Source organism: Thermosphaera sp. (genome assembly GCF_059755995.1).
The window spans coordinates 1-25,784 of the sequence record NZ_DBOUKL010000025.1 but is presented as its reverse complement, the minus strand read 5'-3'; the positions used below and the strand labels follow the sequence as shown (position 1 = coordinate 25,784).

General features: G+C 44.5%; 28 protein-coding genes and 1 pseudogene. 22 read left to right on the top strand and 7 right to left on the bottom strand.

Annotated features, from left to right (window positions below):
• The 4 genes and pseudogenes from AC3OH0_RS03110 to AC3OH0_RS03095 all read left to right on the top strand — a co-directional run.
• A pseudogene (locus tag AC3OH0_RS03110) lies at positions 1–259 on the top strand (phosphonopyruvate decarboxylase); the annotation flags it as partial.
• Positions 260–264: 5 nt separating this feature from the next.
• Positions 265–1,116, top strand: a complete 852-nt coding sequence (locus AC3OH0_RS03105; RefSeq protein ID WP_498344733.1) for a pantoate kinase — start codon at positions 265–267, stop codon at positions 1,114–1,116.
• Entirely contained in the window at positions 1,091–1,867 is a 777-nt protein-coding gene (locus AC3OH0_RS03100) for a 4-phosphopantoate--beta-alanine ligase (RefSeq protein ID WP_498344732.1), read from the top strand. The genes AC3OH0_RS03105 and AC3OH0_RS03100 overlap by 26 nt, the downstream gene beginning before the upstream one ends.
• Positions 1,868–1,879: 12 nt before the next feature.
• Positions 1,880–2,812, top strand: coding sequence for a hypothetical protein (locus tag AC3OH0_RS03095; protein ID WP_498344731.1), 933 nt, complete (start codon positions 1,880–1,882; stop codon positions 2,810–2,812).
• 95 nt (positions 2,813–2,907) lie between these two features.
• Here the strand turns inward: AC3OH0_RS03095 and coaBC are convergent, their stop codons facing one another.
• Positions 2,908–4,128, bottom strand: a complete 1,221-nt coding sequence (gene coaBC / locus AC3OH0_RS03090) for a bifunctional phosphopantothenoylcysteine decarboxylase/phosphopantothenate--cysteine ligase CoaBC (protein WP_498344730.1) — start codon at positions 4,126–4,128, stop codon at positions 2,908–2,910.
• Positions 4,129–4,201: 73 nt separating this feature from the next.
• Here coaBC and rimI point away from each other — a divergent pair, with 73 nt between their 5' ends.
• The 4 genes from rimI (at position 4,202) to AC3OH0_RS03070 (ending at position 7,688) form a co-directional block, all read left to right on the top strand.
• Positions 4,202–4,762, top strand: coding sequence for a ribosomal protein S18-alanine N-acetyltransferase (gene rimI, locus AC3OH0_RS03085; protein WP_498344729.1), 561 nt, complete (start codon positions 4,202–4,204; stop codon positions 4,760–4,762).
• Between the two features lie 76 nt (positions 4,763–4,838).
• Positions 4,839–6,137, top strand: coding sequence for an asparagine--tRNA ligase (gene asnS / locus AC3OH0_RS03080; protein WP_193435694.1), 1,299 nt, complete (start codon positions 4,839–4,841; stop codon positions 6,135–6,137).
• Between the two features lie 11 nt (positions 6,138–6,148).
• Complete coding sequence (locus AC3OH0_RS03075) at positions 6,149–6,826, top strand: endonuclease III domain-containing protein (protein WP_498344728.1); 678 nt, start codon at positions 6,149–6,151, stop codon at positions 6,824–6,826.
• 1 nt (position 6,827) lies between these two features.
• Positions 6,828–7,688: a class I SAM-dependent methyltransferase gene (locus AC3OH0_RS03070; protein ID WP_498344727.1), complete on the top strand. Its 861-nt coding sequence runs from the start codon at positions 6,828–6,830 to the stop codon at positions 7,686–7,688.
• Positions 7,689–7,709: 21 nt separating this feature from the next.
• On the opposite strand, the gene AC3OH0_RS03065 is transcribed toward AC3OH0_RS03070, so the two are convergent.
• The 3 genes from AC3OH0_RS03065 to AC3OH0_RS03055 form a co-directional block, all read right to left on the bottom strand.
• Positions 7,710–8,861: a PhoH family protein gene (locus AC3OH0_RS03065; RefSeq protein WP_498344736.1), complete on the bottom strand. Its 1,152-nt coding sequence runs from the start codon at positions 8,859–8,861 to the stop codon at positions 7,710–7,712.
• A gap of 128 nt (positions 8,862–8,989) precedes the next feature.
• Complete coding sequence (locus AC3OH0_RS03060) at positions 8,990–9,730, bottom strand: DNA polymerase sliding clamp (RefSeq protein WP_498344726.1); 741 nt, start codon at positions 9,728–9,730, stop codon at positions 8,990–8,992.
• Between the two features lie 70 nt (positions 9,731–9,800).
• On the bottom strand, positions 9,801–10,466 hold the full coding sequence (locus AC3OH0_RS03055) for a restriction endonuclease (protein WP_498344725.1): 666 nt from the start codon (positions 10,464–10,466) through the stop codon (positions 9,801–9,803).
• Between the two features lie 82 nt (positions 10,467–10,548).
• Here AC3OH0_RS03055 and AC3OH0_RS03050 point away from each other — a divergent pair, with 82 nt between their 5' ends.
• From AC3OH0_RS03050 to AC3OH0_RS03035, 4 genes are all read left to right on the top strand, one after another.
• Positions 10,549–11,529: a deoxyhypusine synthase gene (locus tag AC3OH0_RS03050; protein ID WP_498344735.1), complete on the top strand. Its 981-nt coding sequence runs from the start codon at positions 10,549–10,551 to the stop codon at positions 11,527–11,529.
• Positions 11,526–12,869 (top strand): TiaS agmantine-binding domain-containing protein, encoded by a 1,344-nt coding sequence (locus AC3OH0_RS03045; protein ID WP_498344724.1) that lies wholly within the window; start codon positions 11,526–11,528, stop codon positions 12,867–12,869. The genes AC3OH0_RS03050 and AC3OH0_RS03045 overlap by 4 nt, the downstream gene beginning before the upstream one ends.
• An 81-nt stretch (positions 12,870–12,950) precedes the next feature.
• Positions 12,951–14,147, top strand: a complete 1,197-nt coding sequence (locus tag AC3OH0_RS03040) for a pyridoxal phosphate-dependent aminotransferase (protein WP_498344723.1) — start codon at positions 12,951–12,953, stop codon at positions 14,145–14,147.
• 36 nt (positions 14,148–14,183) lie between these two features.
• Entirely contained in the window at positions 14,184–14,735 is a 552-nt protein-coding gene (locus tag AC3OH0_RS03035) for an HD domain-containing protein (protein WP_193436913.1), read from the top strand.
• Positions 14,736–14,747: 12 nt separating this feature from the next.
• On the opposite strand, the gene AC3OH0_RS03030 is transcribed toward AC3OH0_RS03035, so the two are convergent.
• Positions 14,748–15,605: a M55 family metallopeptidase gene (locus AC3OH0_RS03030; protein ID WP_498344722.1), complete on the bottom strand. Its 858-nt coding sequence runs from the start codon at positions 15,603–15,605 to the stop codon at positions 14,748–14,750.
• An 80-nt stretch (positions 15,606–15,685) separates the two neighbouring features.
• Here AC3OH0_RS03030 and AC3OH0_RS03025 point away from each other — a divergent pair, with 80 nt between their 5' ends.
• Genes AC3OH0_RS03025 through AC3OH0_RS03010 form a run of 4 tightly spaced genes read left to right on the top strand, consistent with a single transcriptional unit; the run spans position 15,686 to position 18,564 of the window.
• Positions 15,686–16,759, top strand: coding sequence for a transglutaminase-like domain-containing protein (locus AC3OH0_RS03025; protein WP_498344721.1), 1,074 nt, complete (start codon positions 15,686–15,688; stop codon positions 16,757–16,759).
• Positions 16,760–16,807: 48 nt separating this feature from the next.
• Positions 16,808–17,350, top strand: a complete 543-nt coding sequence (locus tag AC3OH0_RS03020; RefSeq protein ID WP_498344720.1) for a macro domain-containing protein — start codon at positions 16,808–16,810, stop codon at positions 17,348–17,350.
• Positions 17,351–17,360: 10 nt separating this feature from the next.
• On the top strand, positions 17,361–18,074 hold the full coding sequence (rpiA, locus tag AC3OH0_RS03015; RefSeq protein WP_498344719.1) for a ribose 5-phosphate isomerase A: 714 nt from the start codon (positions 17,361–17,363) through the stop codon (positions 18,072–18,074).
• 19 nt (positions 18,075–18,093) lie between these two features.
• Complete coding sequence (locus tag AC3OH0_RS03010) at positions 18,094–18,564, top strand: metal-dependent hydrolase (protein ID WP_498344734.1); 471 nt, start codon at positions 18,094–18,096, stop codon at positions 18,562–18,564.
• Here the strand turns inward: AC3OH0_RS03010 and AC3OH0_RS03005 are convergent.
• Complete coding sequence (locus AC3OH0_RS03005) at positions 18,547–20,235, bottom strand: hypothetical protein (protein ID WP_498344718.1); 1,689 nt, start codon at positions 20,233–20,235, stop codon at positions 18,547–18,549. The genes AC3OH0_RS03010 and AC3OH0_RS03005 overlap by 18 nt on opposite strands.
• Positions 20,236–20,344: 109 nt before the next feature.
• Here AC3OH0_RS03005 and AC3OH0_RS03000 point away from each other — a divergent pair, with 109 nt between their 5' ends.
• The 6 genes from AC3OH0_RS03000 to AC3OH0_RS02975 all read left to right on the top strand — a co-directional run bounded on the left by AC3OH0_RS03000 (position 20,345) and on the right by AC3OH0_RS02975 (position 24,923).
• Positions 20,345–21,301: an eIF2B alpha/beta/delta subunit family protein gene (locus tag AC3OH0_RS03000; protein WP_498344717.1), complete on the top strand. Its 957-nt coding sequence runs from the start codon at positions 20,345–20,347 to the stop codon at positions 21,299–21,301.
• Positions 21,298–22,299, top strand: coding sequence for a ribose 1,5-bisphosphate isomerase (locus AC3OH0_RS02995; protein WP_498344716.1), 1,002 nt, complete (start codon positions 21,298–21,300; stop codon positions 22,297–22,299). Before AC3OH0_RS03000 ends, AC3OH0_RS02995 begins: the two co-directional genes overlap by 4 nt.
• 6 nt (positions 22,300–22,305) lie before the next feature.
• The gene (locus AC3OH0_RS02990) at positions 22,306–22,638 is read left to right on the top strand and encodes a hypothetical protein (protein ID WP_498344715.1); all 333 of its coding nucleotides are present in this window, start codon (positions 22,306–22,308) and stop codon (positions 22,636–22,638) included.
• A gap of 28 nt (positions 22,639–22,666) precedes the next feature.
• Entirely contained in the window at positions 22,667–23,029 is a 363-nt protein-coding gene (locus AC3OH0_RS02985; RefSeq protein ID WP_193435677.1) for a metal-sulfur cluster assembly factor, read from the top strand.
• 69 nt (positions 23,030–23,098) lie between these two features.
• Positions 23,099–24,481 (top strand): serine--tRNA ligase, encoded by a 1,383-nt coding sequence (gene serS / locus AC3OH0_RS02980; protein WP_193435676.1) that lies wholly within the window; start codon positions 23,099–23,101, stop codon positions 24,479–24,481.
• Between the two features lie 70 nt (positions 24,482–24,551).
• Positions 24,552–24,923: a hypothetical protein gene (locus AC3OH0_RS02975; protein WP_498344714.1), complete on the top strand. Its 372-nt coding sequence runs from the start codon at positions 24,552–24,554 to the stop codon at positions 24,921–24,923.
• Positions 24,924–25,096: 173 nt separating this feature from the next.
• On the opposite strand, the gene AC3OH0_RS02970 is transcribed toward AC3OH0_RS02975, so the two are convergent.
• Positions 25,097–25,784, bottom strand: a 688-nt coding sequence (locus AC3OH0_RS02970) for a PfkB family carbohydrate kinase (RefSeq protein WP_498344713.1), incomplete at its 5' end; no start/stop codon positions are given.

The window sequence follows — 25,784 nt, the reverse complement described above, 5'->3', positions numbered from 1 at the left end:
GATAGATAGGCACTACGTTCAACCACTCTTAGCGAGATTGAAAAGTGACATAGCCCTGCTGGTTACCGCTGATCACGCAACTCCGCCCTCAGTGAAGTCGCACACGGATGATCCCGTGCCAGTGGCTTTCTACGCTCCAGGGATTAAAGCAGACGGGTTGAAGGCTTTCAGCGAGAAGGAGTTTGCTAAAGGAAGTCTAGGATTAATAGAGCATGGCTGGATGCTCCTTCCAATGGTGGTCAAGTATCTGAAAGAGTGATCTTTTTGATAAAGCTGACAATACCTCACCACGTCTCTGGATTGTGGATTCCTGTACTGAGCAGTAATCCTTTGTTCTCGGGAAGTATTGGGGCCGGGATAAACCTTTCAGTATCGAGCGTTGCGCTCCCTTTTGAGGATGAGTGCACGATTCGGTTGAATAATCAAGAAGTTTTTCACGAGCAGGCTAAGGATGTTTGCGAGTTTTACAAGACAAAAGTAGGCGTCACAGTGGAATCTCCCTTCAACTTAGGGAAGGGTTTCGCACTCTCATCCACTCTCTTAATCGCGCACACACTGGTTAGCTCCATCTATGCAGGGAGCTCGTTACTCAATGCTTTTCAGAAGGCTCACGAGCTCGAAGTTGTGAGAGGGACGGGGCTGGGGGATGTTATCTCTCAATACTATGGTGGCTTCGTCATTAGAACCCGTCCCGGGCCGCCCGGCATCGGTGAAGCTTTCAAAATCCCTGTTAAATACCGTGTTAAACTAATCGTGTCCAGCCTTCCCTACTCCGAGCCAACTGGTAAAATGCTTGAAAGGATACCGTTAAGCCATTACGAGAAAGGATTATCACTTCTCAAAAAAGTTGCAAGCAGCGAGGATTTAATGGATTACTTCAACGCTGCGAAGGACTACACTCAGGGTATTTTCGACTATTCTTCAATACCTGCTGAAATACTTCGCTCACCGGGAGTTGTAGGCCTCTACTTGAAGAAGTCGGCGCTCATCATTTGGGTTGAGAAGGATCACGTCACAGAGATTACCGATATTTTATCCCGTAGGCAATTATTTTTCATGGAGAGTGAAATCTCTAGGACTGGTGTTGAAATTGAATATTCCGGCAAACCACCCTAGGCGCGAGAGCCTTTTGATAAGGGAGAAGCTGGTAGAAGGATTTAAGAAAGGGATTGTCGCACCCGAGGGCTTAATTGCCCATGGGAGAGGGGAATGCTTCGATTACCTTATAGGAGAGAAAACCCAGGGATTCGCTTTAAAGGCTATTGAAGCGGCTGCTGCCGCACTATTACTCGCTAACCACGCAGTTATATCTGTGAATGGGAATGTTGCAGCCCTTGTCCCTGAGCACGTTGTTAAACTTGCTGAAGCATCAGGAGCGCTTATCGAGGTTAACTTGTTCTACAGAACCAGGGAGCGGGAGGAGGCTATAAAGCAGTTCCTGCTCTCCCATGGAGCACGCGAGGTTTTAGGGGTTGGCGAAGACGCTTCCGCAACGATTCCCGAACTATTTAGCGAGAGAAGACGCGTGAGTCCCCGCGGCATATTGATTGCAGATGTTGTCCTGGTACCTCTTGAAGACGGAGACCGCACAGAAGCGCTTAAACGTCTCGGCAAGTATGTTATAACTATTGATCTAAACCCGTTGTCTAGAACTGCTCGAGCCGCCGACATCACCATCGTAGATAACGTAGTGAGAGCAATGCCGTTGCTTGTTGAAAAAGTATCTGAGCTTAAGAGGGAGGACCAGGGGTTTTTGAAAAACATTGTATCGTCGTACAACAATAACGAAGTACTTCAAGAAGCATTAAGATTCATAACCCATAGACTTCTCGAACTGGCCTCCAAAGATCTTAAACTACATGCATGAGGCTGTGAAACCTTGGAGACCTTATGTATTAACGTAGCTGATTCAAGCATTCAGATTCAAACAGAAAGGGCCCAGGAGTTATGGGCATCTCTTTCCAGCGCTTTCGCCAAGAGATACCTGCCCCGTTTAAAAAACACTAGTGAGTGCAGACCTGACGCCGTAATCTATTGGTTCAACAAAGACGTGAAGTTTAAAGTGTTGACGCATAACCTGCTTCCTCACGGGCTTCCATCACTCTTCATTGTTGAAGGAAAATACCCTTCAGCATATTCCAATGAATCCCCATTCTTCTTCCTCCTTCAAGTAATAGCGTACGTGTTGGGAAAGAAAGGCTATGTAATGCTAACCGATTCAATCACGATAGAACGCGGTGGAAAAGCCTTGCTCTTTCTAGGGTATCCTCACTCGGGCAAAAGCTCTATCTCAGCAGTGGCGTTTTCTCGAGGATTCAAGGTTTACACTACAGAGAACACGGTTATAAAAGTTACCAGTCCTTTAAAAATAGTTAACGGTACATCAGTGCTAGTCTACGATCCAGCAATCAAAAACCTGTATGGTGTGAAAATCACTCCTGACGGTGTTACCAAGCATGGGTACGAATACCTGGACCTAGAAGCGCGGGGCGTGAATCAGCTGGGAGAACTGGATGTTGATAAAGTGTTTGTCATCCACTCAGGCTTTACCTGCAAAGGGTTCAGCGCATCGCCCATTACGGGCAGGAAAATTAGGAAAACACTGTGGTATTTCTCGACAAGCCTGTTGAAAGGTGTGGATTATTACGAGCCTCAACCTCTTGGCAATTTGATCACCGAGGACGTGGCGAGGACGTTACAAATTTTTCTCGAAATTGTTGAAAAAGACTATCATGACAAGGTTTTCGAAGTTTTTGGTTCAGTGCCAGAGATATTTGAAAACACAGTGTTAAATCCTCACTCCACCATATAGGCTGTGTGTGCTTAAATCTATTTCAATGCATATCAAACCCTTTTCTTCGTGAACGCTCTTAGAGATGTAATTCTCGCTTCAAATGTCATGGAATCCTATAACTTAAATCTGCCAGCCACGTAGTCAACTATCGCCCTGGCCACTACCTCCTTGAAGGATTCGCCCGGACACTGGAATCCTTCTTTCCAGACATAACATACTTCCAGAAGCGGCTTCGAAAACCCTGCCTTTTCTGACAAGATGTTATTGGCTACTACAAGGTCGAGGTTATAGTCGAGAAGTTTAACTCTGCTTTTTTCAACCAGCTCCTCGGAAACCTTCGAGCTCTCAGCAGCAAAACCGATGAGAAGCCTTGGCCTTTTAACGATGGATTTTAAAACTTTTTTAGTTGCCTCGAGCTCTATCACCAAGCTTCTCATATCTCTCGTAGACAGTTTTTCCTCATGGTAAACTTTGGGCTTGTAATCAGCGGGTGCTGCCGCGAAAATCCCTGCATCATATTCTCTCTCGCTAGTCAATCTCTCTATTGCCAGCGCCATGTCGCTCGTTGTCTCCACGCTTATGTTGTTCACCATGTAAGGAGGGTCAAACCTTGAGATGCCTGAGACAAGGTCGACTATAGCGCCCCTGCATGCTGCTTCGCGAGCGATTAAAATCCCCATTAAACCGCTACTTGGATTGGTCAATACTCTGACAGGGTCTAAATACTCTCTTGTTGCTCCTGCGGTTACAACAATCCTTTTACCCTTTAAATCCTGCCCCCTGTTGACAACCGCGTCAACACAGTGGGCTAGGTCGTCGAGCGGTGGAAACTTGACCTTGTTCTCCTCAATAAAAGGGGGAATAATCACCACGTTATAGTCTTCAAGAAGCCTCCTAGCCTTCTCATACTGTGGCGAGGTGTACAGCCTCATGTTCATTGCGGGTGCAATAATGATTTTCTTACCGTCACCCATCATGGTGGCAGCTGTTAACGGTAGTAATTCATCGAGAATTCCGTAAGCTATCTTGCTCATGGTGTTAAGAGTGGCTGGAGCGATTACAAGCGCGTCAGCCCATTTCGCAACATCTATGTGCTCCGTCTCCCCGGTCATCTCCACAAGCGGCTTATTCCCCGTTGCCCACCACAGTAGATCAGGTCCGATCAGCTTAGTTGCAAACCGTGTGAGTATGGGCCTAACCTCCGCGCCCATTCTAATCAGCTTCCTAGCCAAGTCCACGGACCTGTATGCAGCTACTGAACCGGAAACGCCTAAAGCGATGCGTTTACCCGTTAGCGGCATATGCTCATGCTTCCTTATTTCTTCAATAAGCATCCAGCTCACCTTCACCAGAATATATTAATTCCTCACAACTATTTATTATAATGCTTTGAGGAATGGTGATTTCATGCTTTTCAAGAAGGAAAAACCCGCAGTACCATCGGTAACCACGATATTTGAAAACGCGCTGGCAACCTTGAGTAAGGAAGCGCCAGGGTACACGATAAGGCTGGCCAGGAAGGAAGACATAGAATCCATTATACGTATTAATCGGGAGGCTCTCCCGGAGAACTATCCAAGGGCTTTCTTCGAGGATTTGTATAATTCTTATGGAAAATCCTTCTTCGTAGCTGAGGCACCTAACGGCGAAGTAGTTGGCTACGTCATGTGCAGGGTTGAATACAAGCCTGGTTTCTTTAAAACCCTGCTTGTTAAGAGCGGGCACATCGTGAGCATAGCCGTTCTTAAAGAGCATAGGGGGAGGAGTCTAGGGCTAGGGCTTATGGCTCACGCGTTGAAAAACCTCTATGAAAGCTACGGGTGTTCTGAAACATACTTGGAGGTCAGGGTGAGCAATACCCCCGCTATCAATCTGTATGAGAAACTCGGTTACGTAAAGATAAGGGTGGAGAAACAGTACTACCTAGACGGTGAAGACGCGTATATCATGGCGAGACCCCTTCCTTAAGCCTGGAAGAAATTTCTTATAAACAGGCGTTAAATAATCAATTCTACATAGTTTAAAACGAAAATGGTGCGAGTACATGGATTTCAAACCCATAGCATCTGTTATGAACAGGGAGTATGTTGGTAGAGAAGTGTGCATTAGAGGCTGGGTTTACAGGAGAAGCGTTGTTGGGGGCAAGGCTTTCGTAAGGGTCAGAGACTCCTCCGGCGTCATGCAAGTGGTTGTTGACTCGTCAAGACTCGGGGATGAATTAGTCGATTCATTAAAAAACATTGGTTTAGAAGCAAGCGTCATGGCTTGTGGAGAGGTTCGAGAAGAATCTAAGGCTCCGGGAGGTTTCGAGCTTCACGCAAGCTTTTTCAAAATAATAGGAGACAGCCGGGATTTCCCGATCAAAGGCGGTGAAGGAGACGAGTACTTGTTGAATGTTAGGCACTTATGGATTAGGAGTCCCCGCTACGCTGCACTATTCAAGATTAAGCACACCGTGATAAACGCTGGTAGGGAGTACTTCAGCAGAAACGGCTGGTGGGAGGTTACGCCTCCAATCCTAACCGCTTCTGCCTGCGAAGGTGGAGCAACACTCTTCCCAGTCCAGTACTTCGATCAAACCGCCTTCCTAAGCCAGAGCGCCCAGCTATACCTGGAGGTTTTGATTTACACTCTTGAGAAAGTCTACAGCTTAACACCTAGTTTCCGCGCCGAGAAATCCAGGACAAGAAGGCATTTAGCCGAATACTGGCATCTCGAGCCCGAGGCGGCATGGTATGATATGAATGACATGATGAAGGTGGCAGAGGAGCTTGTTGCTTACATTGTTTCAAAAGTCCTTGAGGATAGGAGGAGAGAGTTGGAGGAATTTGGGCGGGATGTTAAAAAGCTTAAGAAAGCGTTGGAAACCCCATACCCTAGGATCAGGTATGATGAAGCAATAGAAATACTTCAGAAGAAAGGGGTCAATGTTAAATGGGGCGACGACCTCGGAGCGGATGAGGAAAGAGTATTAACAATGGAGTTTGAATCACCGTTCTTCCTAACCCACTTCCCGAGACATATCAAAAGCTTCTACATGAAGCTGGACCCAAGCAACCCCGAAGTAGTTCTCGGGTTCGACTTGCTCGCTCCCGAAGGTTATGGGGAAATAATAGGCGGGGGCCAGCGTGAAGATGATTATAAGTTACTGCTGGAAAGGTTAATCGAGCAAGGATATAATCCTGACGACTACAAATGGTATCTAGACCTGAGAAAATATGGGAGTGTCCCCCACAGCGGATTCGGCCTTGGAATCGAAAGAATAGTGATGTGGATAACTGGTTTAGAACACATAAGAGAAACCATGCCCTTCCCGAGATATAGGGAACGCATATATCCGTAAGAGGATCAGGGTTGAATATTGGAGATATCATACTTGAAAAACTGGAAAAATTTTACAAGCTTGATGAAAAAGAATTCACCGTTTCACACGTAAGCAAAACCTCATTATTTGAGTTCATTATCGCAGTTGTCTTAAGCCAGAATACTTTGGATAAAAACGCTGTAAGAGCACTTGAAAACTTAAGGAAAAACCTGGGAGTGATCGATCCCGAAAAAATTTTAAACATAGGAAACAATGAACTCACGGATTTGATCAAGCCAGCTGGAATGTACCGTGAGAGAAGTAGAGTTATCCTTGAACTGGCAAAGATCTTCTCTGAAAACGGCTTTGAGAAAAAGTTGATTGAGGAAATCAATAAGAGTGATGTTGAAACTTCTAGAAAAATATTGACAAGCCTGCCGGGAGTAGGCCCTAAAACCGCTGACGTCGTTCTCCTAGCATTTTTCGGTAAACCGGTATTCCCTGTTGATACCCATATCAGGAGAATTACGAAAAGGTTGGGATATGTTAGAAGGGATAACTATTATGAAATATCTGGTTTCTGGTCCGCTAGCACGAGCCAGGCTAATTATATGAAACTCCATCTCTTATTGATAACTCATGGAAGGAGGACCTGCAGAGCGATCAAGCCATTATGTAGTGCGTGCCCAATAACCAGTTTCTGCGAGCACGGGAAGAAAGTGGTTTAAAATGGGAAGGGGTAAAATTCTACGGGAATTGGCATTAAAGATTTACGGCCCTGAAAAAGCCATGGAGGTGTGGAAGCGGATTGAATTCGTAGGTGATTTAGCCATTATACGGTGCCCTCTGAAAATGACGCCGGAGGAGTTGAAGCCTCTGGCTGAATCGATTCTTTCAAAATTCCCCATGGTTAAAAGCGTGTGGGCTGGATTGCCGGGCGTCGAAGGACCGTACAGGCTTAGGCGTCATGTTCATCTCGCAGGCGAGGTTCGAAGCGAGACCATATACAGGGAACACGGATGTGTCTTTAAGGTTGACATAAACAAGGCCTATGTTTCCCCGGCTTTAAACTACGAGCATAAAAGAATTGCTAAACTGGTTAGGCAGGGCGAGACTGTTGTAAACATGTTCGCAGGCATTGGATTGTTCAGCATAATTATTGCGAAATATTCGAAGCCTGATAAAGTCCACAGTATTGACATAAATCCATACGCGTTTGAATACATGGTTGAAAACATAAGGCTCAACAAAGTTGAAAACATTGTTATCCCCTACCTAGGTGACGCTAAGGAAATTATCGAGAAACACCTGCTGAATACCGCGGACAGGGTTTTGATGCCTTATCCGGAGCTAGCCTTCGAATATTTTGAAACAGCTGTTAAAGCGCTTAAACAACGTGCTGGATGGATACATGTTTACCTTCACGTGAAATCCCTTAAGGAGAAGAATCCCCTTAGAGAAGCTGAAGAGGCTGTTGTAAAAACAGCTTCAAGCGTGGGCGTGGGGAAGTACGTTATTGAAAACTCGAGAATAGTGAGAAACGTTGGCCCTCGACTGGTTCAAGTTGTAGTGGATTTGTATGTCGAGTAACCCTGAAAGGTTTCGAACGCTTCACTTCTTTACTTCCGAGCGATCACTCTTAACCTCGTAAACCCTCACGGAAACTCCTAGGAGCTTGCTGAACACGCCGTCTATAAGCCTGATATAAACACCTTTCTGTCCTACGAAAGCCCCATAGCCTTCTTCACTTATCTTCACGGCCAGAACCGGCCCTGCGAAATCCACTTCCTTCACATGCTTTGTAATCCATGCAACAGGGTGAAGAGCCCTTATGAACGGCGTGAAATCCAGTGAGAGCTGGCAAGCCCTTATTTTCAAGCCTAAGTCTTTCTCTACCGCTTCTATTCTTTCGCCTTTCTTCCCAATGATTCTTCCAAGATGCCCTTCTTTAACAACTATTAACGCGTCGGGAACGCTCTCAGTTGTCACGCCTAGTTTCTTTTTGAGTTCAACAAACTCTACCGCAGTTACTAAGTCAGCGTCAGGAGCGTGTAATCTAGCTGTTTCAACTATCTGCTTCTCTGTCTCAGTTAGCTTTCTAGAGCGCATCTTCGACTCGAACAATAACTTTATCCCCATCTTTGCCCCAGGCCTAACAATATCTTTCAACCCGAGATCAACCACTCTGGCTGACTCCTCGTTAAGCAGGAGCTCCCTTAACATGATTGTGGAGTCTTTAACCGTGTGAGCCCTCTGGAAGATAGGGTCCCCGGCTATTACAAGCCTGCTATTATTTCCTATTCTTGTAACAACCTCTATAGCGCTCTCCACCGGAATACTTTGAACATCGTCTAGAAATATCAGTGAATCGTCAAAGGTTCTCCCTCTCAGATAATGGGAGTCTGCTATTACTATTTTATAGTTTTTGATCATCTCCTCTATCTTGGCCCATTCAATATACCCGTATAAAATATCCCTCAAGTATGAGGATGCGAGCTCGTAGTAAAGCTCGCCGAGGTCTGCGGGTGTGAGCTCGCTCCCCGATGTAACGTCAACCAGGGGACGCGCTATAATGAATCTCCTATACTTCTCGTTTAGAACGCTGTCTACTCCGTACAGGATGCTGAACAAGCTTTTCCCTGACCCAGTTGGGCCGAAAATCCCTACTATGCTGTACTTGGCATTCTTTAAGGCATCAACGATCTCAACCTGTCCAGGGGTTTTCGGTTTAACAATGCTTAGTAATGAAACGCCCACTAGCAGTCACCGTTATTTCTCAGTCAACATTTACATTCAGAGAATTCTTATTAAATTTCACCGTGAAATTCGGTTAAGTTGTTGAAACAACTGTGATGTAAAGATTAGAGAGGTATTTCTTTTTCTGGGAAAGGCTACATGGAGACCGGGGCCATGATATATCTTACTTTGCCTGTTCCTCCGATTTGAAAGTCTAGCAGCAATGGTGAATCACTTGAGAATCCGAGAAAGACCACATCGGAGACCTTGCACAGTTTCATCACGCTTCTCAAATACGATATATCGTACTGTGATTTTGAGGGCTCGTCTACCTCAAGCGAGACCAGTCCAACAGATCCTGTTTTAAGCCTTGTCTCGTTAACACCTGTTCCACGACCCCTGAACACCAGTTCCTCCGTTGAAGGAGCCTCAATTTCAATAATGGTTCCAACAACCTCCGTATCCTGAATTGCGTGGTTAACAACGCTGGCTATTAACTGCGCCCTTACATTAGTCTGAAGCCCGGTAGAGGGAATATCTATAACGGGTACCTCGAGGTTCCTAAACCTGTACTCCCTTCTGACAAGTCCTTCGATCTTGAAATTAACATAGTTTCCATCTGACCACACCACTAGGTTTTCTCCTTTCTTCACATGCTTCAAAACCTTCTGGATATTGGAGGTTGAAAAGCCTAGGGATCCTCCCCTCTCTACCGTGTATTCGAGAAACATGTCTCTAGGAAGGTTAACCTCTATTAAAGCAATCTGTGAAATATCCATAGCTCTGAGAAATACTCCCTCGCTTGTAATGCTTAAGGAAACCTCATCAACGAGTTTTCCAACCGCTTCAAACAGTTCCTTCAATATTTTAGCTTCTGGAATCACTATTTTAATCATTCAACCACCCTGAACCACTCCTATTTAAAATAATCACTACGTCATATATAATTATTGATTTACACGAAAATTATTTCACCACTGGAATAGGTTTTATGTTGAATTCTTCGAGAACATAGTGTGCCTCTTGCAACACATTGTTTAATTCCCTGATGCTGATTATTAAAACGTTTCTATGAGACCTGAGCGATGGGGTTAGCAGTGTAACAAGTAGTGGTATTAAAAACCGGGTTTTCCCCAGCAAGGGATATTTAGGAATTGCTTGTGGAACCATCTTAGACAGCCTCATGGTTCTCTCATAATGCGAAGAGGCTGCCTGCACAAGCCTGCTCCTCGATGATGCAGACCAGTGCTTACAGTCTACTACGAAGCTTAAACCAGTTGACGCGTCGATCGCTACAACATCTATTTGGAGCCTTTGGGGAGAATATATTGAAACGTTATTGATGGTTTCATACCCATGAAGTGAGAAGATCTCTGAAGAAAGCTTCTCGAAATCTTTCCAGTCGACCAGACTACTAAGCTTTCCAATCTCTAAACCTTTTTCAAGCCCATGTTCCAGTAATTTGAAAACCTCTTTCACAACAACTTCCTCACCATGGATTTCAATCGAGTCATCCAGCTCATGTAGTTTTTCCAGAAGAACATGCCTACTAAGTCCTGAAAGCCTAGCTAATTCGTCAAGGAAAAGCCTTCTATGTTTTAGCAGAGATAGTATTAAATCCTCCGAAGGCATTACACCATCTTCCTTATAACAAATATACACGATAATGCTTTATAATGGATATGGTGAGAATGTTTTGGCTGAGAAAGACTATATGGAAGAAGCTAGGAGATCGATTCTCAAGGAGAAAGTCCAAGACTATACGGTGACCGGCAGGGAATCTGTCTGCGAGCTAATCGAGAGTTTTGAGAAAGCCCACGGGTTCATGGCAGGGCATGTTGCACGTGCCTCCAGGATTATCAGCGAGATGGTGTTGGATAAGAATGTTTTCAAAATACTTTCATTCACAGGCAACCTCGTCGCCACGGGTTTGAGAGGTGTTATATCTCAGCTTTTGAGAGAAGGGTTTTTCAATGCCGTAATAACTACTTGTGGAGCAGTAGACCATGATATTGCCAGAGGCGTGGGGGCTGCCTACTACAAGGGGGATTGGGGTTTTGATGACGCGCTCCTCAAAGCAATAGACGTTCACAGACTGGGAAACGTTCTCATACCAATGGAAAACTATGGTTTAGCTGTTGAGAAGTTTTCGCGAAAAATGTTTGAGGAATTAGTTGCTCAGAGGAAGCGTTGGAGCGGTTATGAGCTCTTATGGGAGGCTGGGAGAAGGATAAGCGATGATAACAGCATTTTGAAAGCAGCTTTCGAGAGGAAAATCCCGGTTTTCGTACCCGGGCTATATGACGGTGCTTTTGGGTCTCAGATTATATTCAATTTGTCGACAATAGGTTTGGAAGTAGATCTTGCTGAGGATGAGAAAAAGCTTGTCGAAATAGTGTTCTCGAGTGAAAAACTTGGTGCTTTAGTCATCGGAGGAGGGATAAGTAAGCATCACACTATATGGTGGGCACAGTTCAAGGAGGGCTTGGACTACGCTGTCTACTTAACAACCGCGGTTGAATACGATGGTAGCCTAAGCGGTGCGCATCCAAGGGAAGCTGTAAGCTGGGGGAAGATTAAGCCAAGCGGAAGGACGGTGACGGTTTACGGGGATGCCACGGTATTGCTACCTTTAATAGTGGCTGGATTCAAATGCCTGCTTCGTAAGAATGAAGGCCCAGTTGGTGGGACGTGACGAAAGCTGAGAGAATTTTCCACATAGGGATAGACGATGTTGATTCCCCTGCAGGAGGATGCACCACACATTTAGCCCTGTTAATGCTTAAGGAATTATTGAAGCATGGTATTACCTTAATAGACTACCCTAATCTTGTAAGGCTTAACCCAGGAGTTCCATGGAAGACTAGGGGGAACGGTGCAGTTGCTCTAAGGTTCATCGCGAACATGGAATTAGGCGAGATATACGGGATAGTGGAGGACATTTTCAAGAAATACGTAGAAGAGTTCGAAAACCCTAAACATCAACCGTGCTTATTGATCGTAGAGGGAGAAGTTCCTCATAAAATCGCATTACTAGCTAGGAAAGCCCTACACGATATTATCCCTCCGGACCTCGCATTGAAAACCCTTGAAGGAACTTCTCGCATCTTTAAATGTTTCAATGGGACTCGAGGGATAGTGGGTGCCTTAGGCGCGGTTGGAAATACCATGACCACAGAAGACTACACGTTTGAGCTGATCGCTTATAGAAGAGTTGAGAACCTGGGCAGGGAGCGCTGTGTTGACAAGGATAGTGTTAAAGAAATGGACCGGGTATATGGAGACGAGACTATACTCAACTACGACCCGGTTGAAGACAGGGTGTTAATCACTCCGAGAGGGCCTGACCCTGTTCTTCTCGGGATACGTGGAGAAAACCCGTTAATCCTTATAAAGGCTTACAAGATGCTTAAGCTTTGCGAAGAACCAGATTTCGCAGCAATATTCAGGACCAACCAGCACACCGACCCTCACATTAGGCTTGCTGAAACCATATGCGAAGCCCACCCTTACATGTGCTTAAGGCTTCGAGGCACAGTCGCTACAAAACCGTTCAGGGATGTTGGAGGGCACGTGTTTTTCAAGGTTTGTGATGATAGCTGCTGCATTGACGTGGGCGTTTACGAACCGACTAAATGGTTTAGAAACATTGCCGAGCTTCTAATCCCTGGCGATGTGGTTGAGGTTCAAGGATGTGTAAGACCTCCTTCTACTTCCCACGGCATGACTCTAAACCTTGAAAAACTCCACGTGATTTGGTTGAAACCATTGATTGTTTACGAGAACCCATTATGCCCTGTATGTGGCAAGAGGTTAACCAGTGCTGGAAGGAGTAAGGGATTCAAGTGTAGGAATTGCGGGTTTAAGTCTAAAGACATTGCCAGGAAAATCAAAATATTGGAGAGGGGCATAAGCGAGGGATGGTATCAGCCTCCATACAGTGCTTTTAAACATGTTATGAAGCCGTTGAAAAGAGTTGGGCGAGAGAAGCGGGAATTCAACTACACACATATAGAAACCGTTTTCGTAATATAAACTATGTATGATTTAATATTTTATTGTTAAATATTATTGTTAAATACTTATATGTATGTATTAATGCTAAAGGGGTTGAAAATGCAGGTATCCTCAAGAGTTAAAAACCTCGAGCAAAACCCTCAGAGAATTCTTATTGCGAAAGCTGACGAACTAGCCCGGAAGGGTTTGAAAGTATATAACTACACGGCTGGGCAACCAGGCCTTCCCCCGGATAAGAAAGCGCTGGATTACTTTATCGAGAAATTAAGGGAAGACCCCTTCAAACATTTCAGGTATATTCCAACCCAAGGACTTCCCGAGTTGAGGCAGGCGATTTCTCAAGACTTGAAAAAGTATGGTGGTATTGACGTTTCGCCGGATGAAATAATGATTGCTTCCGGTGGTGCGGACGGACTAGTGTTATCAATTTACACCACCACTGACCCTGGCGATGAAATTTTGCTTTTAGAACCATGCTACAGTGTGTACTGGGATCTCGCAAAATTCGCAGGGTTAAAGCCGGTCTCCTGCTCACAGATCCATGAGAAAGGGTTTAATCCCGACCCTGAATGCATAAAGGAAAAAATATCGAGTAAGACAAAGACCATCCTTTTTGCAAGCCCGGATAATCCAACCTCCCGTATAATAAGCGAGGAGGTTGCCAAGACCATAGCAGATATTGCTGTCGAGAAAAACATTTGGGTTATATATGACGTAGCATACAAGCATATTGTTTACGAGGGACGGCATGTTTGGCTTGAAAAATACATGCCGCTAGACAACCTGATAGTGGTGGGATCGTTCAGCAAGGACATCGCGATACCGGGCGGAAGACTGGGCTACGTGTACACGTCGAAGACGGCGATAAAAGAGCTTGTAAAGCTTAAGGGAGCATTGGGAATAGTGGCTCCTGTTCCCAGCCAATGGCTTGCATACTACTATCTCGATAAAGGGTTTAAAGAGGAATACTTGAGAAATGTTCTACCAGTATACAAGAAGAGGCGTGATACCGCCTACGAAGCCTTGATAAAGAACCTGCCGGAGGCAAAGGTGGAGAAGCCCTTGGCAAGCATGTACTTATTCCCCGATATGACTGCCTATCTCGAAAAGCTTAGGCTGGACGATTTCGACTTCACTTTGAAACTAGCTGAGGAGGCAGCTGTTATTACCCTTCCCGGCTCGATATTCGGTCCTTCCGGCCGAAACCATTTAAGAATAACCTTCGTTACAATGAGCGAGGACGACTTGGTCAAAGGCATTGAGCTGATGGCGGATTGGATTAGCAAGGCTGGTTAATAACCGGACCATACAATGATTATGAAAGGTGGTTTTTTGAAAATATCTGGTATAATAAATATTAGACACGTACCTAGAACTGGTTGGGTGCTGAGAGGGGTTCCACCAGCAGTAGCCGAGACTATCTCGGATCACATTTTCCTAGTAACATTGGTGTCTTTGAAGATTTCGGAAGACTTAATGGAGAGCGGGTTTAAAGTAGATGTTGCTAAAACCCTCGTGATGAGCCTAGTTCACGATCTTCCTGAAGCTGTGACAGGCGACATCGTTAGATATGTTAAGGAGAAGGAGCCTTCTTACTTTAAAATGGTTGAGGAGAAAAGCCTAGAGAGTCTAGGGATGGAGAAATATATCGATTTGTATAGAGAATTCGAGGAAAGGAAAAGCTTAGAATCTATAATTGTTAAGTTATCAGACTATTTAGCTACAATCATAGAGGGGAGAAGGCTGATCGCGCTGGGATATAGCGATGTCCGTGAGATTGTTGAGAACATGGAAAACCTGGTTAAAAACATTCTTGAATCCTTAAACAATTTAGAACTCAAAAACGTTGTTGAAAAAACGGTCATGAACATGCTGAAAAATTAGGTTTCGACTTCACTATTTAATACTGTTTTTTAAAGCGTCAACCCCATAGCCAACCATTGCTAATAGCTCAATCAATCCTATAAGTTCCCGAGCGTTTTCAGCAACGAACCTTACAGTGTAAGCATTCAATCGCTGGAACTTATCATATGATTCGACAACATCAGCTATTAAGGAGTCGCGGAAAACTGTTTCAACCACGTATGGTTTTCCCAAGCTTATCAACCCTATCTTCCCCTCGCTAAGCCTCTTAACAGCCTCGCGAACCCCGTGCCTCAGTTGATCAATAATGATTTCGATAGATGGGTTTATTGCAGAGTATCGTGAAACCCCTTTCTTCAAAGGCACGAAAACCGTGCCCGGAGAGAATGAGTTTACTTCAGCTTCTAAATACTCGTCCCCTGCAACAAGGGCTACCGGGACATTGTTCTCAGATGAGTAGAGCCCGTTCAAAAGGAATTCGCTTGCCCGAACCCCGTTTACTCTTATCTCGGAAAACGTTCTACCGCTCATGGTGTGATCTAGTATGCCGTGTACCGTTCCCGCGGCGGAGTGGTAGCCTATGAAGATTGATGCGTTAAAGGTTGAGTCAAGAGTTGTAACCATGCTCAACGGTCTAGGATATCCTTGTATGATTTTAGCGTTTCCTTTAATTTCAGAGTAATCCAGGTTGGTCATTAATCCGTGGCTGTCAGCAACAATTATTTCTGAAAACCCATTATTAGAGAGTTCTTCAATAAGAGTGTTAACAATTTTAGTAGCCACTCTAACGGTTCTCTCGAACTGGGAACTCCATGGATTTAGCATAGTAAGAGACGATACTCCTGGAAGGCCCTCAACATCGAGGGATATGAAGGCTTTCATCAGGGTCATCCCTTTCTCGGTTTTATTCTCTGTTTGAAGACATATATATTTCCAGAATACTCCGCATTAAGATAGAGGGTGAGGTTTAAGTGAATGTTTCGAAAATACTAGTGGCCGTACTTCTAGCTTGCTCACTCTTCTTAGGGTTAAGCTACTACTCAATCCAACGCGCGTACGAGGATCTTGAAGAAAAATATGAGAATTTACTTAACGGATATCGTGAATTAGAGGTAAAGAATTCTGAACTGATGAGCAATCTGAGCCTTCTTCAAATGGAGAATGAGTGGTTAAAGAGTAATTTAACCAGCATGGAATTGTATTATATCGCGATCATCACCATGTATCAATCATGGCTTGAAGGGAACTCTAGCGAGATCTCTGTTCTCATAGAAAAAATCACGTATTTGAGAACCAAGCTATCAGAGTATGCTAACGTTATAGGTATCCCTAACGGCATCCAGTACTTGGAGGATTTGACTCAGCAGGAGAGAAATCTCTTCCTCCAGAAAGCGGTAAACAGCCTACCCCTTAATCTTAACTTCTCACAATACGCTGAAAAATATGGGATACCTCTAGGCATACATGTGTACGTGTCTCTTACGACTTACTATCAGCCGGATCCGGTGTCGGTTAAGGAGTATTGGAAACTCCCAAACGAGACCTTGCAGGATCTGGGCGGCGACTGCGAAGACCTATCACTACTTATATACACTATCCTCGTTAGAAGCGGTTACAATAACACATACCTTGTTGAGTGGCTTAGCGATGATGTAGGGCATGTGGCAGTGCTTACACGTATTATGGGGAGATGGTATTTGATCGATGTGGCAGGCAACTGGTTTAATGGATTAAAACTATATGTTTACACGAAGATTCTAAAAGAGGGCACTACCTATGATTTGAAGCTCCCGCCCTTATCCCTACATCCAGATGTGAAAGAGTGGTTGGTAAGGAACAATTATGCAATCATAGATGTTTCCTTGCCGCCGGGACAGCGTGAGCTAGACGGGGTTGATTTAAAGATGCTTCTTCAAGAATGGGTTGCTTATTGGGTTAGGCTGGGAGAGAGCCCTGTTGAGTACAGGTTGGTCGGTTTGAACGTGTACTTTAAAACAGGGTCAATTACACAATTAGCGAATTATTTAGAGAACCTGGGTAAATAGTGGAATCGTTTTAAAATCTATCCTGCATAGATCAAGATGGTTTTCCCCATGAAGTGTTATAGGAAGGATTGTTTGATATTGTGTTTAACCATTGGCGATATAACTGATTTCGCAGGAGACGCTATCGTGAACCCGGCGAATACGCTTGGTTTAATGCGGGGTGGAGTAGCGCTCGCCATCAAAAGGAGGGGTGGGGATGAAATCGAGAAAGAAGCGGTTGCACAAGCACCAATAGGGATTGGCGAGGCAGTTGTGACAAATGCTTACAAGCTGAAATGCAGAAAAGTAATTCACGCCCCCACCGTCGTTCAACCAAGAGGGAGGTCTAGTGTAGAATATGTGTTAAAGGCTGTGGATGCATCCCTGAAGAAGGCAATCCAACTTGGTTTAAGAACTATTGCTTTCCCATTAATGGGAGCGGGCACAGGGGGATTATCAATTGAGGAATCCCTAAGCGCAATGCTTAGAGCAATGAAATCCTATTCTAGTCAAAACCTGGAATTAACCATTTACTTTAGAAACCAAGAGGATTATGAAAAAGGAATAAGCATTGTGAGTAGGAATGCATTTGTAACGGTTGGCGAGGAGTAAGGTGTGAGTCTTGGATGATCTAAGTTATCAGGCAAAAATCAATGCCGCGGTTAAAGCCTGCGAACTTGTACAACTTAGTTTCAACGACGTTAGAATTGTTGGTTTAGGAACCGGGTCAACCGTTAAACACTTTATCGACGCCTGCAAGGATTTCCTTGAAAACAAGATCCTGGTACCCTCATCCTTCGACACGGCCCTCCACTTGAAAAACCTGGGGTTTAGTAAAATACTTGACCCTGTCACAGCCAACGTTGTGGATGTGTACATTGATGGGGCTGACGAGGTCAGTGTTAAACTCGACATGGTTAAAGGGAGAGGCGGCGCCTTTCTAAGAGAGAAATCAATTGCATTAAGAGCTAAGACAAGGATATATATTATCGATCAATCCAAGTTCACCGGGAAACCCTATCTCTACCTAAAACCAGTACCCATCGAAATAGTTCCTGTGGCCTTGCCCGTGGTCCTCGACGATATCAAATCCTTGGAGAACGTTGAAGCCGTTTTAAGAATGGATTCATCCAAAGATGGGCCCGTGGTAACTGATAATGGAAACTTCATTATTGACTTAAAATTTACCACCCCTATTCAAGAACCTGCAATTATGCATGAAAGAATAAAGAGGATTCATGGGGTAGTTGAAACGGGGATATTTCCATCATTCCTTGTTGACTATGTAGTAGTAGGCTACCCTGGTAAATCGATTCTACTTCAAAGGAGTGTTTAGGTAGATTTGTTTGAAGCGTGTGACGCATCTTTTCATGGGGGCTGCAATAGGTTTTCTCTACTGTCAATTGCCTGCACTATGTGTCTACTCCGTGGCGCCGAGCATCATGGGAGCATATCTCCCGGATTTTGATTTACATTATCGTCACCGTAAACTTTTACACAATCTTTTCTCAGCTCTTCTACTAACCCTTATAGCCTGGATAATTTTGAACCGGATTAACCTAGGGATTGTACCTGATCAAAGCGTTGCATGGAAATCCTTCATGCTTGGATACCTGTCCCACTTGTTTCTTGATGCTTTAACCCCCAAGGGGGTTTTCCTATTATACCCGATCAGCAACAAATCCTTATCAGCCGGGATTTTCAAGAGCAATAGCTTTTTGGCTAACGCATTTTTTGTCCTCGCTTCAACAATAGTAATTTTATGGAGAGTTTATGAATTTATTGGTGAAAAATTCCTCTCTACAGTACTAGGCTTTCTGCCTTGAGAAGAGGGCTCTCCCCACGATAAGGGATAAACCGACCGCTATTATAATAAGCCCTACCAACCCTGTGGTTATGAAAATGTATGCCTGGTTTCTAAGCTCCTCCGCTCTTTTCAACTCCTCCTCAACCAGTAAGATCCGGGTCGACAAGTTAGCGTTAACGGATTGGCAAGTGCTTAATTCCTCCCTAAGATTCGTGAGTGTTGTGTTTAATTCCGTGACTCTTAGCTTTAGCTCATCGATAGTAGCGTTCAACCTCGAGATAACACTGTTTTTCAAATTCAAGAGGTCTATCATGACCCCGATGCTTGGGTTGTAATTAGTGCTCATCATGAACAAGTAGTATGCTAGGCTTGAGGCTTGGATGCTTCCCGTATTCTGCCCGGCCAGGAAAGCGCTGGGGGTGTAGAAGACTAGTCCGTTGCCAACACCTTCCAGTTCAGGAGTGTTTACTACGAAGTATTGCTCAGCACCATTGTCAATGAGAGTGTAATTGATTCTTCCAACGCTAGAAAGATATTCGTAAAGATTGGTTAAATTACCTGTCACGTTGTAAACCCCTGGCATGAGCCTGACGCCCGGCGGACTAATCGAGGGTTCACCTATTATTTGAAACGGGTTAAGTAGAATGATTAATGCGGAAGGTTTCTGAGCTGAGAACCCGCTGATTATCCTTGCCACGGATTTGCAGACAATGGTTCTCAACTCCGTAGAGTTTAATTGACCACTCATTTTTTCGGCCAGCATGAAGTATGGGTGATAGATTAAGTGTACGTGTAGATTGCTTCTAAATAGTGTTGTGTTAAGGACCTTTTCGAATGCTGTGAGAGATTCGTTAAACCACCATTTCAATGCTTCACCGTCTAGTCTATCGCTAAACCATTCTTGGTAAAGGAACCATAAGGGTAATGTACCTGTAACCTCGCCTAGAGGTGTTGAAAGCCATCCTGCTGACGAGATTGTTCCAGGGAATAATATTGTGATATGTGTGTCGTTTCTACTCAGCAAGTAGAATTTAACATAGTAATCTCCCGGTTCAACCCCGATTGTCTGATTAACGCTAACCCTTACCTCATTCGATGCTTTCGCAGACTGAGTTATCGAGAGGGTTATGTTGTAAGAATCAAGAAGAATTTTCACCTTCTCGTTCTCAACGATTACTGTCAGCGATGTGTTGAGCTCAACCCATTCAATACTCTCATTAACACCGACAATAGCGATGAATGGCTTCAGCGTTCTCACCATGGCGTTGTACAATGGGTTTAACGCGTTGGAGTGGTTTGAAGGATTAATCATTGGAATATTAATAAGGCTGACATTGCCCCATGTAGCGTTCAGCCAATCCTGGTTAACCATTTCAACCCACGGGTGTGGAACCCCTTGAAACAGAACGTGAGACTCGTTAAACGGGATTTTATCATACGTATATGTTTCACCCATAAGTATACCGTAGATGAACAAGCTGTAATCGTAAGGAGGGGTCGGGTTTAATTCAGCCACCCCATAATCGGTAGTGTTTAGAAGAGTTGCAACGTATGATGCATCATCCATCGACATACCCGGCAAATACACTACGAGGATTTCGCCCAGGTCGTTTCCATGGGTAAATACTGGAGTAATCAGCAATGAGATGAATACGGCTAATATGAGTGTTCCCCCTAAACCCTTCAGCATCCTATCCACCATGTTAAACATGTTATTTCGGGCTTAGCTTAAAAGTATACCACATCTTGTAAAGCTTTAAATAATGTTGAAATAGTATTGATCTTAAACTAAGCTTGCGGTGGGCTTCTTGGAGAGGGAACTTATCAAGCACGGGTTTAAGCAACGCTACACAGGGTCTGAGATAGTTTTCGCAACGCTTGACGCGTTGAAAGAATATTCAGTTTCCAGCAATGAGAAATCTTTCGCGAAACATCTTTTAGAGACTTATGAGAAGATTATCGCGGAGAGACCCGCCTCTGCAGGAGTGCTCAACATTCTTAGAGTAGTAATCGAGTCCTTCTTAAAAACCGGGTTACAAACCATTCCGAGTTTAATCACGGATTTGAGGTCGAGTTACGAGAAAGCTTTGTGGGCTGCTGCCGAGGTCGCTTGTAAAAGAGTTTCTAAGGGAGACGTGTTAATGACCAGCAGCAATAGTCTAGCTGTTAGAAGATTCTTCGCCAAGCTGAGAGAGGAAAATATCGAGGTAGAGGTATACGTTCCTGAGTCGAGGCCGGGTCTTGAAGGTTTATTGCTGGCTGAATATTTAGAAGAGTTAGGCTTCAACGTGAATCTTATTGTTGATTCTGCAATGAGATATTTCATGAAGAACGTGGACAAGGTTTTCCTGGGAGCTGAAGCCGTTGCTGCTAATGGAGCTGTCGTAAGTAAGGCCGGGTCTAGCCTGATGGCTCTCGCCGCCAAGGAGGCTAGGGTGAGAGTCTACGTGATAGCTCCGCTCCTTAAATTCAGTTTTGAGTCAGTCTACGGGGAAATGATAAAACTCCCTGAAGGGGGATGGGATCTCTTAATGGATGATGAAACGAGGAATATGTTACCGGTGAACTATGCTGCAAGAGCTCCATTATACGATGTGACCCCGCCCGAGTACATAGATGCTATCGCCACGGAATACGGGATTTTCTCTCCTCAAGCCATCCCTATTTTACTGAAGGAAATATACGGCTCATACCCGCCAACCATCTCGCCTCTACCAAAACTTGTTAAACAGCTCGAAGAGGTGTATCATATATGACGGAGCAGGGTATTCCTGCAAAAGTTCTCGAAATAGCGGAAGGAATCAAAACTATGCGAATAAGAGGCGCGGGGAAGATCGCCCGGGCCGTAGCAGAGGCGTTGAAAATTGCGGCACTGGAATACGGCGGCGTCAAAGAGGTTGCTCCTTTCAAGAGATATATGGGAAAAGTGGCTGACTTAATAATAGCTACCCGACCAACCGCGGTGAGCCTTCCGAACGCTGTGATGTATGTTTTAAGCTCTTTACACAGGGCTAATCCTGGAACATTTGAGGATGCCGTGAACACAGTAGTGCTCACTGCCGAAAAATTCATTGAAGAAAGCATTAACGCTGTGAAGGTTATAAGTGAAACTGCTGCGAGAAGAATAAGGGAGAATTCAATCATCCTTACCCACTGCCACAGCTCCGTTGCTGTTAGCGCGATCACTGAGGCATACAAGCTGGGAAGAGTAGTGAAAGTATACAGCACTGAAACCCGTCCCTTCTACCAAGGCAGGATAACCGCTAAGCAGTTGCTTGAAAATGGAGTGCCAGTCGTCCAGATACCGGACAGCGCTGTAAGATACGTGATGCACGAAGTCGACCACGTGGTCATAGGTGCAGACACCGTTGCAAGCAACGGAGCCGTTGTAAACAAGATTGGGACAAGCCAGGTAGCGCTCGCGGCTAAGGAAGCAAGGGTGAGGGTTTACGTCGTGGCCGAAACCTATAAGTTCTCCCCCACAACACTGGTTGGAGAACCCGTTCCAATAGAATTCAGGGATCCAACCGAGGTAGTCCCCGATTCATGGCTTCAAAAACATCCCAGGATTAAGGTATTGAATCCTTCATTCGATGTAACGCCTCCGGAATACATTGATGCTATAATAACCGAGATAGGGGTGATACCTCCGCAAGCAGCAATACTCGTGCTTATGGAGAGATTAGGGTGGGCTTTAGATAAGATTAAACAGGGTGGATTAACAAAGATTAAGTTTGAAGACTACACGGAGTAGAGATTTATGGAGAAAGATATTGAAAAATTGAAAAAGGAAATAATTAGTTTAATAGATGAGTCCACGCTTCCAGTAGTTAAGGAAGCTTTCTATTCAAACCCTGATGTTGAAGCCGTTGTGGAGAAACTCTATGAAAAGTGGGAGAGCAATAATCACGCCGGAATCCCCCTGGATTACGCCACGTACGAGGAGTTGTTACTGCTTCATAAAGTGGCAAAAAATGTTGTAAACTCTCCCCACGAAGAGTTGTCTAGAAGTAGGATGAGAAGAGCTATGGGGTTGCCGGAGAAAACAGAGGAGAAGAAGAGCGGTTGGAAGAGATTATTTAAAAAAGCGTGAGCCAATAACTCTGTTATAGGGATGTCAATTGGAAAACCAGGATTTGAAAGAGAAAATAATCAAGGTTCTAGAAACAATTATGGACCCTGAAATAGGGATAGACATCTATAACCTAGGATTGATTTACAATATTGAAATAGTCGATGAGAAAAAGGTTAAAATAGACATGGGTTTAACTACGATGTTCTGCCCGTTAGCAACAACCCTCCCGCTCATGGTTATTGATCAGCTGAAGGAGGTGTTAAACATGGATGCTGACATAAACATAGTTTACGAGCCGGCTTGGACGCCCTTGAGAATGACTCCTAAAGGAAGAGAGATGTTCAAGGAGAAATTCGGCTACGATATTGTTGAACAATATGAGAAAACGCTTAACCCCCGCCAAGAGTGAGCACGGTAATTTTCTTTTAAATATTTGAACAATCATTTATGATATATAAGCTAGTAGAAGGTGGGAGAATTGTCGTGGAGTATTTTAACACTACTTCGTGAAAACCCTGAGATGCTGAAGGAGCATGTGAGAAAACGATTCATGGATGAATCTATCGTGGACGAGGCTTTCAGGCTTGACCAGGAATGGAGAAAACTCTTAACCGAGGTACAAGAACTCAGGCATAAGCACAACGTAATAAGCAGGGAAGTTTCTAAGGCCCCGGCTGAGTTGAAAGAGGAATTGCTTAAACAGGCTAAACAGCTGTTGAGCCAGCTGGAAGTATTTGAGGCAAAGCTCAGGGAGCTGGAAGCCCTGAGAGAGGATGCTTTGAGAAGGCTTCCAAACACTGTACACGAGAGCGTTCCCATAGGTCCTGACGACTCGTACAACGTCCCGATAAGGTTTTGGGGTAGGCCAAAAGTATGGAGAGAATATGTTGAACAGTTTAAGCAACAGACGGAGAAGTATGGTTTTAAAGTTGACTACGTCGAGATAGATTGGAAACCGGTTGGGCATGCCGACATGCTGGAGAATGTGTTAAAGCTGGGCGATACATTAAAAGCGGGAGAGGTTGCTGGAAGCCGGTTCTACTACTTGTTCAACGATATAGTGTTTCTTGACCTAGCCCTCCTAATGTACGCTATAGACTACTTGACTAGCAAGGGATACACCCTAGTTCTACCCCCGTATATGCTACGCCACGAGGTCATGTCCGGCGTAATAGATTTAGCAACATTTAAAGACGCGATCTATAAGATAGAAGGGGAAGACTTATATTTGATTGCTACCGCGGAACACTCCCTCGCCGCACTCCACTACAATGAGGATTTAGAGGAAGAAGCCCTACCATTGAAGTATGCCGGGATAAGCCCGTGTTTTAGGAAGGAGGCTGGCGCGGGAAGCCGGGATTTAAAAGGGATATTCAGAGTGCACCAGTTCCATAAGATAGAGCAGTATGTTTACGCTAAACCCGAGGAGAGCTGGGATTTAATGGAGGAGCTCATAGGGAATGCGGAGGAGTTGTTCAAGGGTTTAGAGCTCCCCTATAGAATCGTGAATATTGCAAGCGGGGATTTAGGAGCACCAGCCGCAAAGAAGTATGACCTGGAGACCTGGATGCCTGCGCAGGGATTGTTCAGAGAAATGGTGAGCTGTAGCAACACCACTGATTGGCAGTCCTATAGGTTGAGGACAAGGCTCATAAGGCGGAAAGGAATGGTTAAAGAATATGTTCACACACTTAACAGTACCGCGATAGCCAGTACTAGAACCATCACCGCAATACTTGAGAATCACCAGCAGGAAGACGGGACAGTTTACATTCCAAGGGTTCTGAGGAAATACCTAGAAGTCTTCAAAGCCGCTCCAAAAGACTATCTTCATCCTGTTAAGAAGGAGAATGTTAAATAATCTTTTAAATTTCCTCTCACCCTATGGTTTAAAACATTGATCATGTTGGATTCTGATAAAGGGTGCTTAAATGGAGCAGGAGTTACCAGAGGTTACCAAGGTCATAGTTGAGGTTTTCCTGGACTTCAGCGAGGAGAGCGATAAAGCATTGAAAACTCTTCTCACAGTTGCTGAGGAACTGCTGGACCAGCACATATGGGTTGACGTAATACCTCACCACGTCTGGTTTTCAGACCCGCTCGAAGCAGAAGCAATGGATCTCCCCAGGATTGTTATCAATGGAAAGATAAGATTCATAGGGAGAGCGCCGGAGAAAAACGAGGTTAAGTCAGCAATAATGGAGAGGATTGGAGTACCAGCCGTGAAAAGCGAGGATGTGGAGCTGGAGAGCATTAGGTTTTTCGACGGGGGTTTTAAAGAGGTAGCCTTCGTCTCGACATGAAAAATTATTCTCCTAATATTTGAAAGTTTATAAGGGATTTATAACAAATTATAAATTACAGAGACGCCAACCACCGTGGGATGCGAAAAATCCGTAAGATTTCAGCGCGTAGTGGTTAGAAATATTTGGCAAACAGTATTTTTGAAATCTCAACAGAATAAGTAAACAATGAATCATAACATATCTTTAGCCGAACTTTGAACAGTGTTTTCAACCAGGTGGTTGGCGGCGATGAAGCCTTTTTTCGCCAACCACTTCTCAGTGGCCACAATGCTCTTAAAAATAGATTCAACAATATCGTTTGTTAATAGATAGTAGTATGTTAAGGAACCCAAGAAGAAATCGCCTGCTCCCGTAGTATCCGGGTACGATTCCCCAACATGGTGTATTTCCTCAATGTTTCCAGCATAAATGAGAAGAATGTTGAAAGGACCATTCGTCACTATTACAATCTGATCTTTCAAAACACTCTGAAGCTTGAGAGATAAATTTGTTGTATTCTCCTCACCTGTTAACGCCCTTGCCTCCTCAACATCCATGTGAATAAGCTGCAGCATTTTCACAGATTCAAACACCTGCTTGTCCGGAGACAATAGTATTGAATGGTTCTTCCTTAATCTCAAGAATCCTTGAATATCCCCTACGAGAATTGTTGACCTGTTCGATAACTGCTTTAAAAAGCTAGGGAGGATTTCCCTGTAGACAGGGTTCACTATGCTGACGCACAAGTCTTCGCTCATGTTCCAGTTGTACAGAGGTGGGGCTTCCTGTAAGAGAGCCAAAGTTCTCGAGCCTTTTCCATAGTATCTTATATGGAAAACATTGTACCCGGTGGAGTATTGTAAAGGAATAACGTGCTTA

Bases quoted from the DNA above. Each gene is read 5' to 3' on its own strand.
- AC3OH0_RS03020 (WP_498344720.1), top strand. From the start codon at position 16,808: ATGAAGTGTTATAGGAAGGATTGTTTGATATTGTGTTTAACCATTGGC.
- AC3OH0_RS03040 (WP_498344723.1), top strand. From the start codon at position 12,951: ATGCAGGTATCCTCAAGAGTTAAAAACCTCGAGCAAAACCCTCAGAGA.
- AC3OH0_RS02990 (WP_498344715.1), top strand. From the start codon at position 22,306: ATGGAGAAAGATATTGAAAAATTGAAAAAGGAAATAATTAGTTTAATA.
- AC3OH0_RS03070 (WP_498344727.1), top strand. From the start codon at position 6,828: ATGGGAAGGGGTAAAATTCTACGGGAATTGGCATTAAAGATTTACGGC.
- AC3OH0_RS02995 (WP_498344716.1), top strand. From the start codon at position 21,298: ATGACGGAGCAGGGTATTCCTGCAAAAGTTCTCGAAATAGCGGAAGGA.
- AC3OH0_RS03055 (WP_498344725.1), bottom strand. From the start codon at position 10,466: ATGCCTTCGGAGGATTTAATACTATCTCTGCTAAAACATAGAAGGCTT.
- AC3OH0_RS03060 (WP_498344726.1), bottom strand. From the start codon at position 9,730: ATGATTAAAATAGTGATTCCAGAAGCTAAAATATTGAAGGAACTGTTT.
- asnS (WP_193435694.1), top strand. From the start codon at position 4,839: ATGGATTTCAAACCCATAGCATCTGTTATGAACAGGGAGTATGTTGGT.
- rimI (WP_498344729.1), top strand. From the start codon at position 4,202: ATGCTTTTCAAGAAGGAAAAACCCGCAGTACCATCGGTAACCACGATA.
- coaBC (WP_498344730.1), bottom strand. From the start codon at position 4,128: ATGCTTATTGAAGAAATAAGGAAGCATGAGCATATGCCGCTAACGGGT.
- AC3OH0_RS03005 (WP_498344718.1), bottom strand. From the start codon at position 20,235: ATGCTGAAGGGTTTAGGGGGAACACTCATATTAGCCGTATTCATCTCA.
- AC3OH0_RS02975 (WP_498344714.1), top strand. From the start codon at position 24,552: ATGGAGCAGGAGTTACCAGAGGTTACCAAGGTCATAGTTGAGGTTTTC.
- AC3OH0_RS03030 (WP_498344722.1), bottom strand. From the start codon at position 15,605: ATGACCCTGATGAAAGCCTTCATATCCCTCGATGTTGAGGGCCTTCCA.
- AC3OH0_RS03050 (WP_498344735.1), top strand. From the start codon at position 10,549: ATGGAAGAAGCTAGGAGATCGATTCTCAAGGAGAAAGTCCAAGACTAT.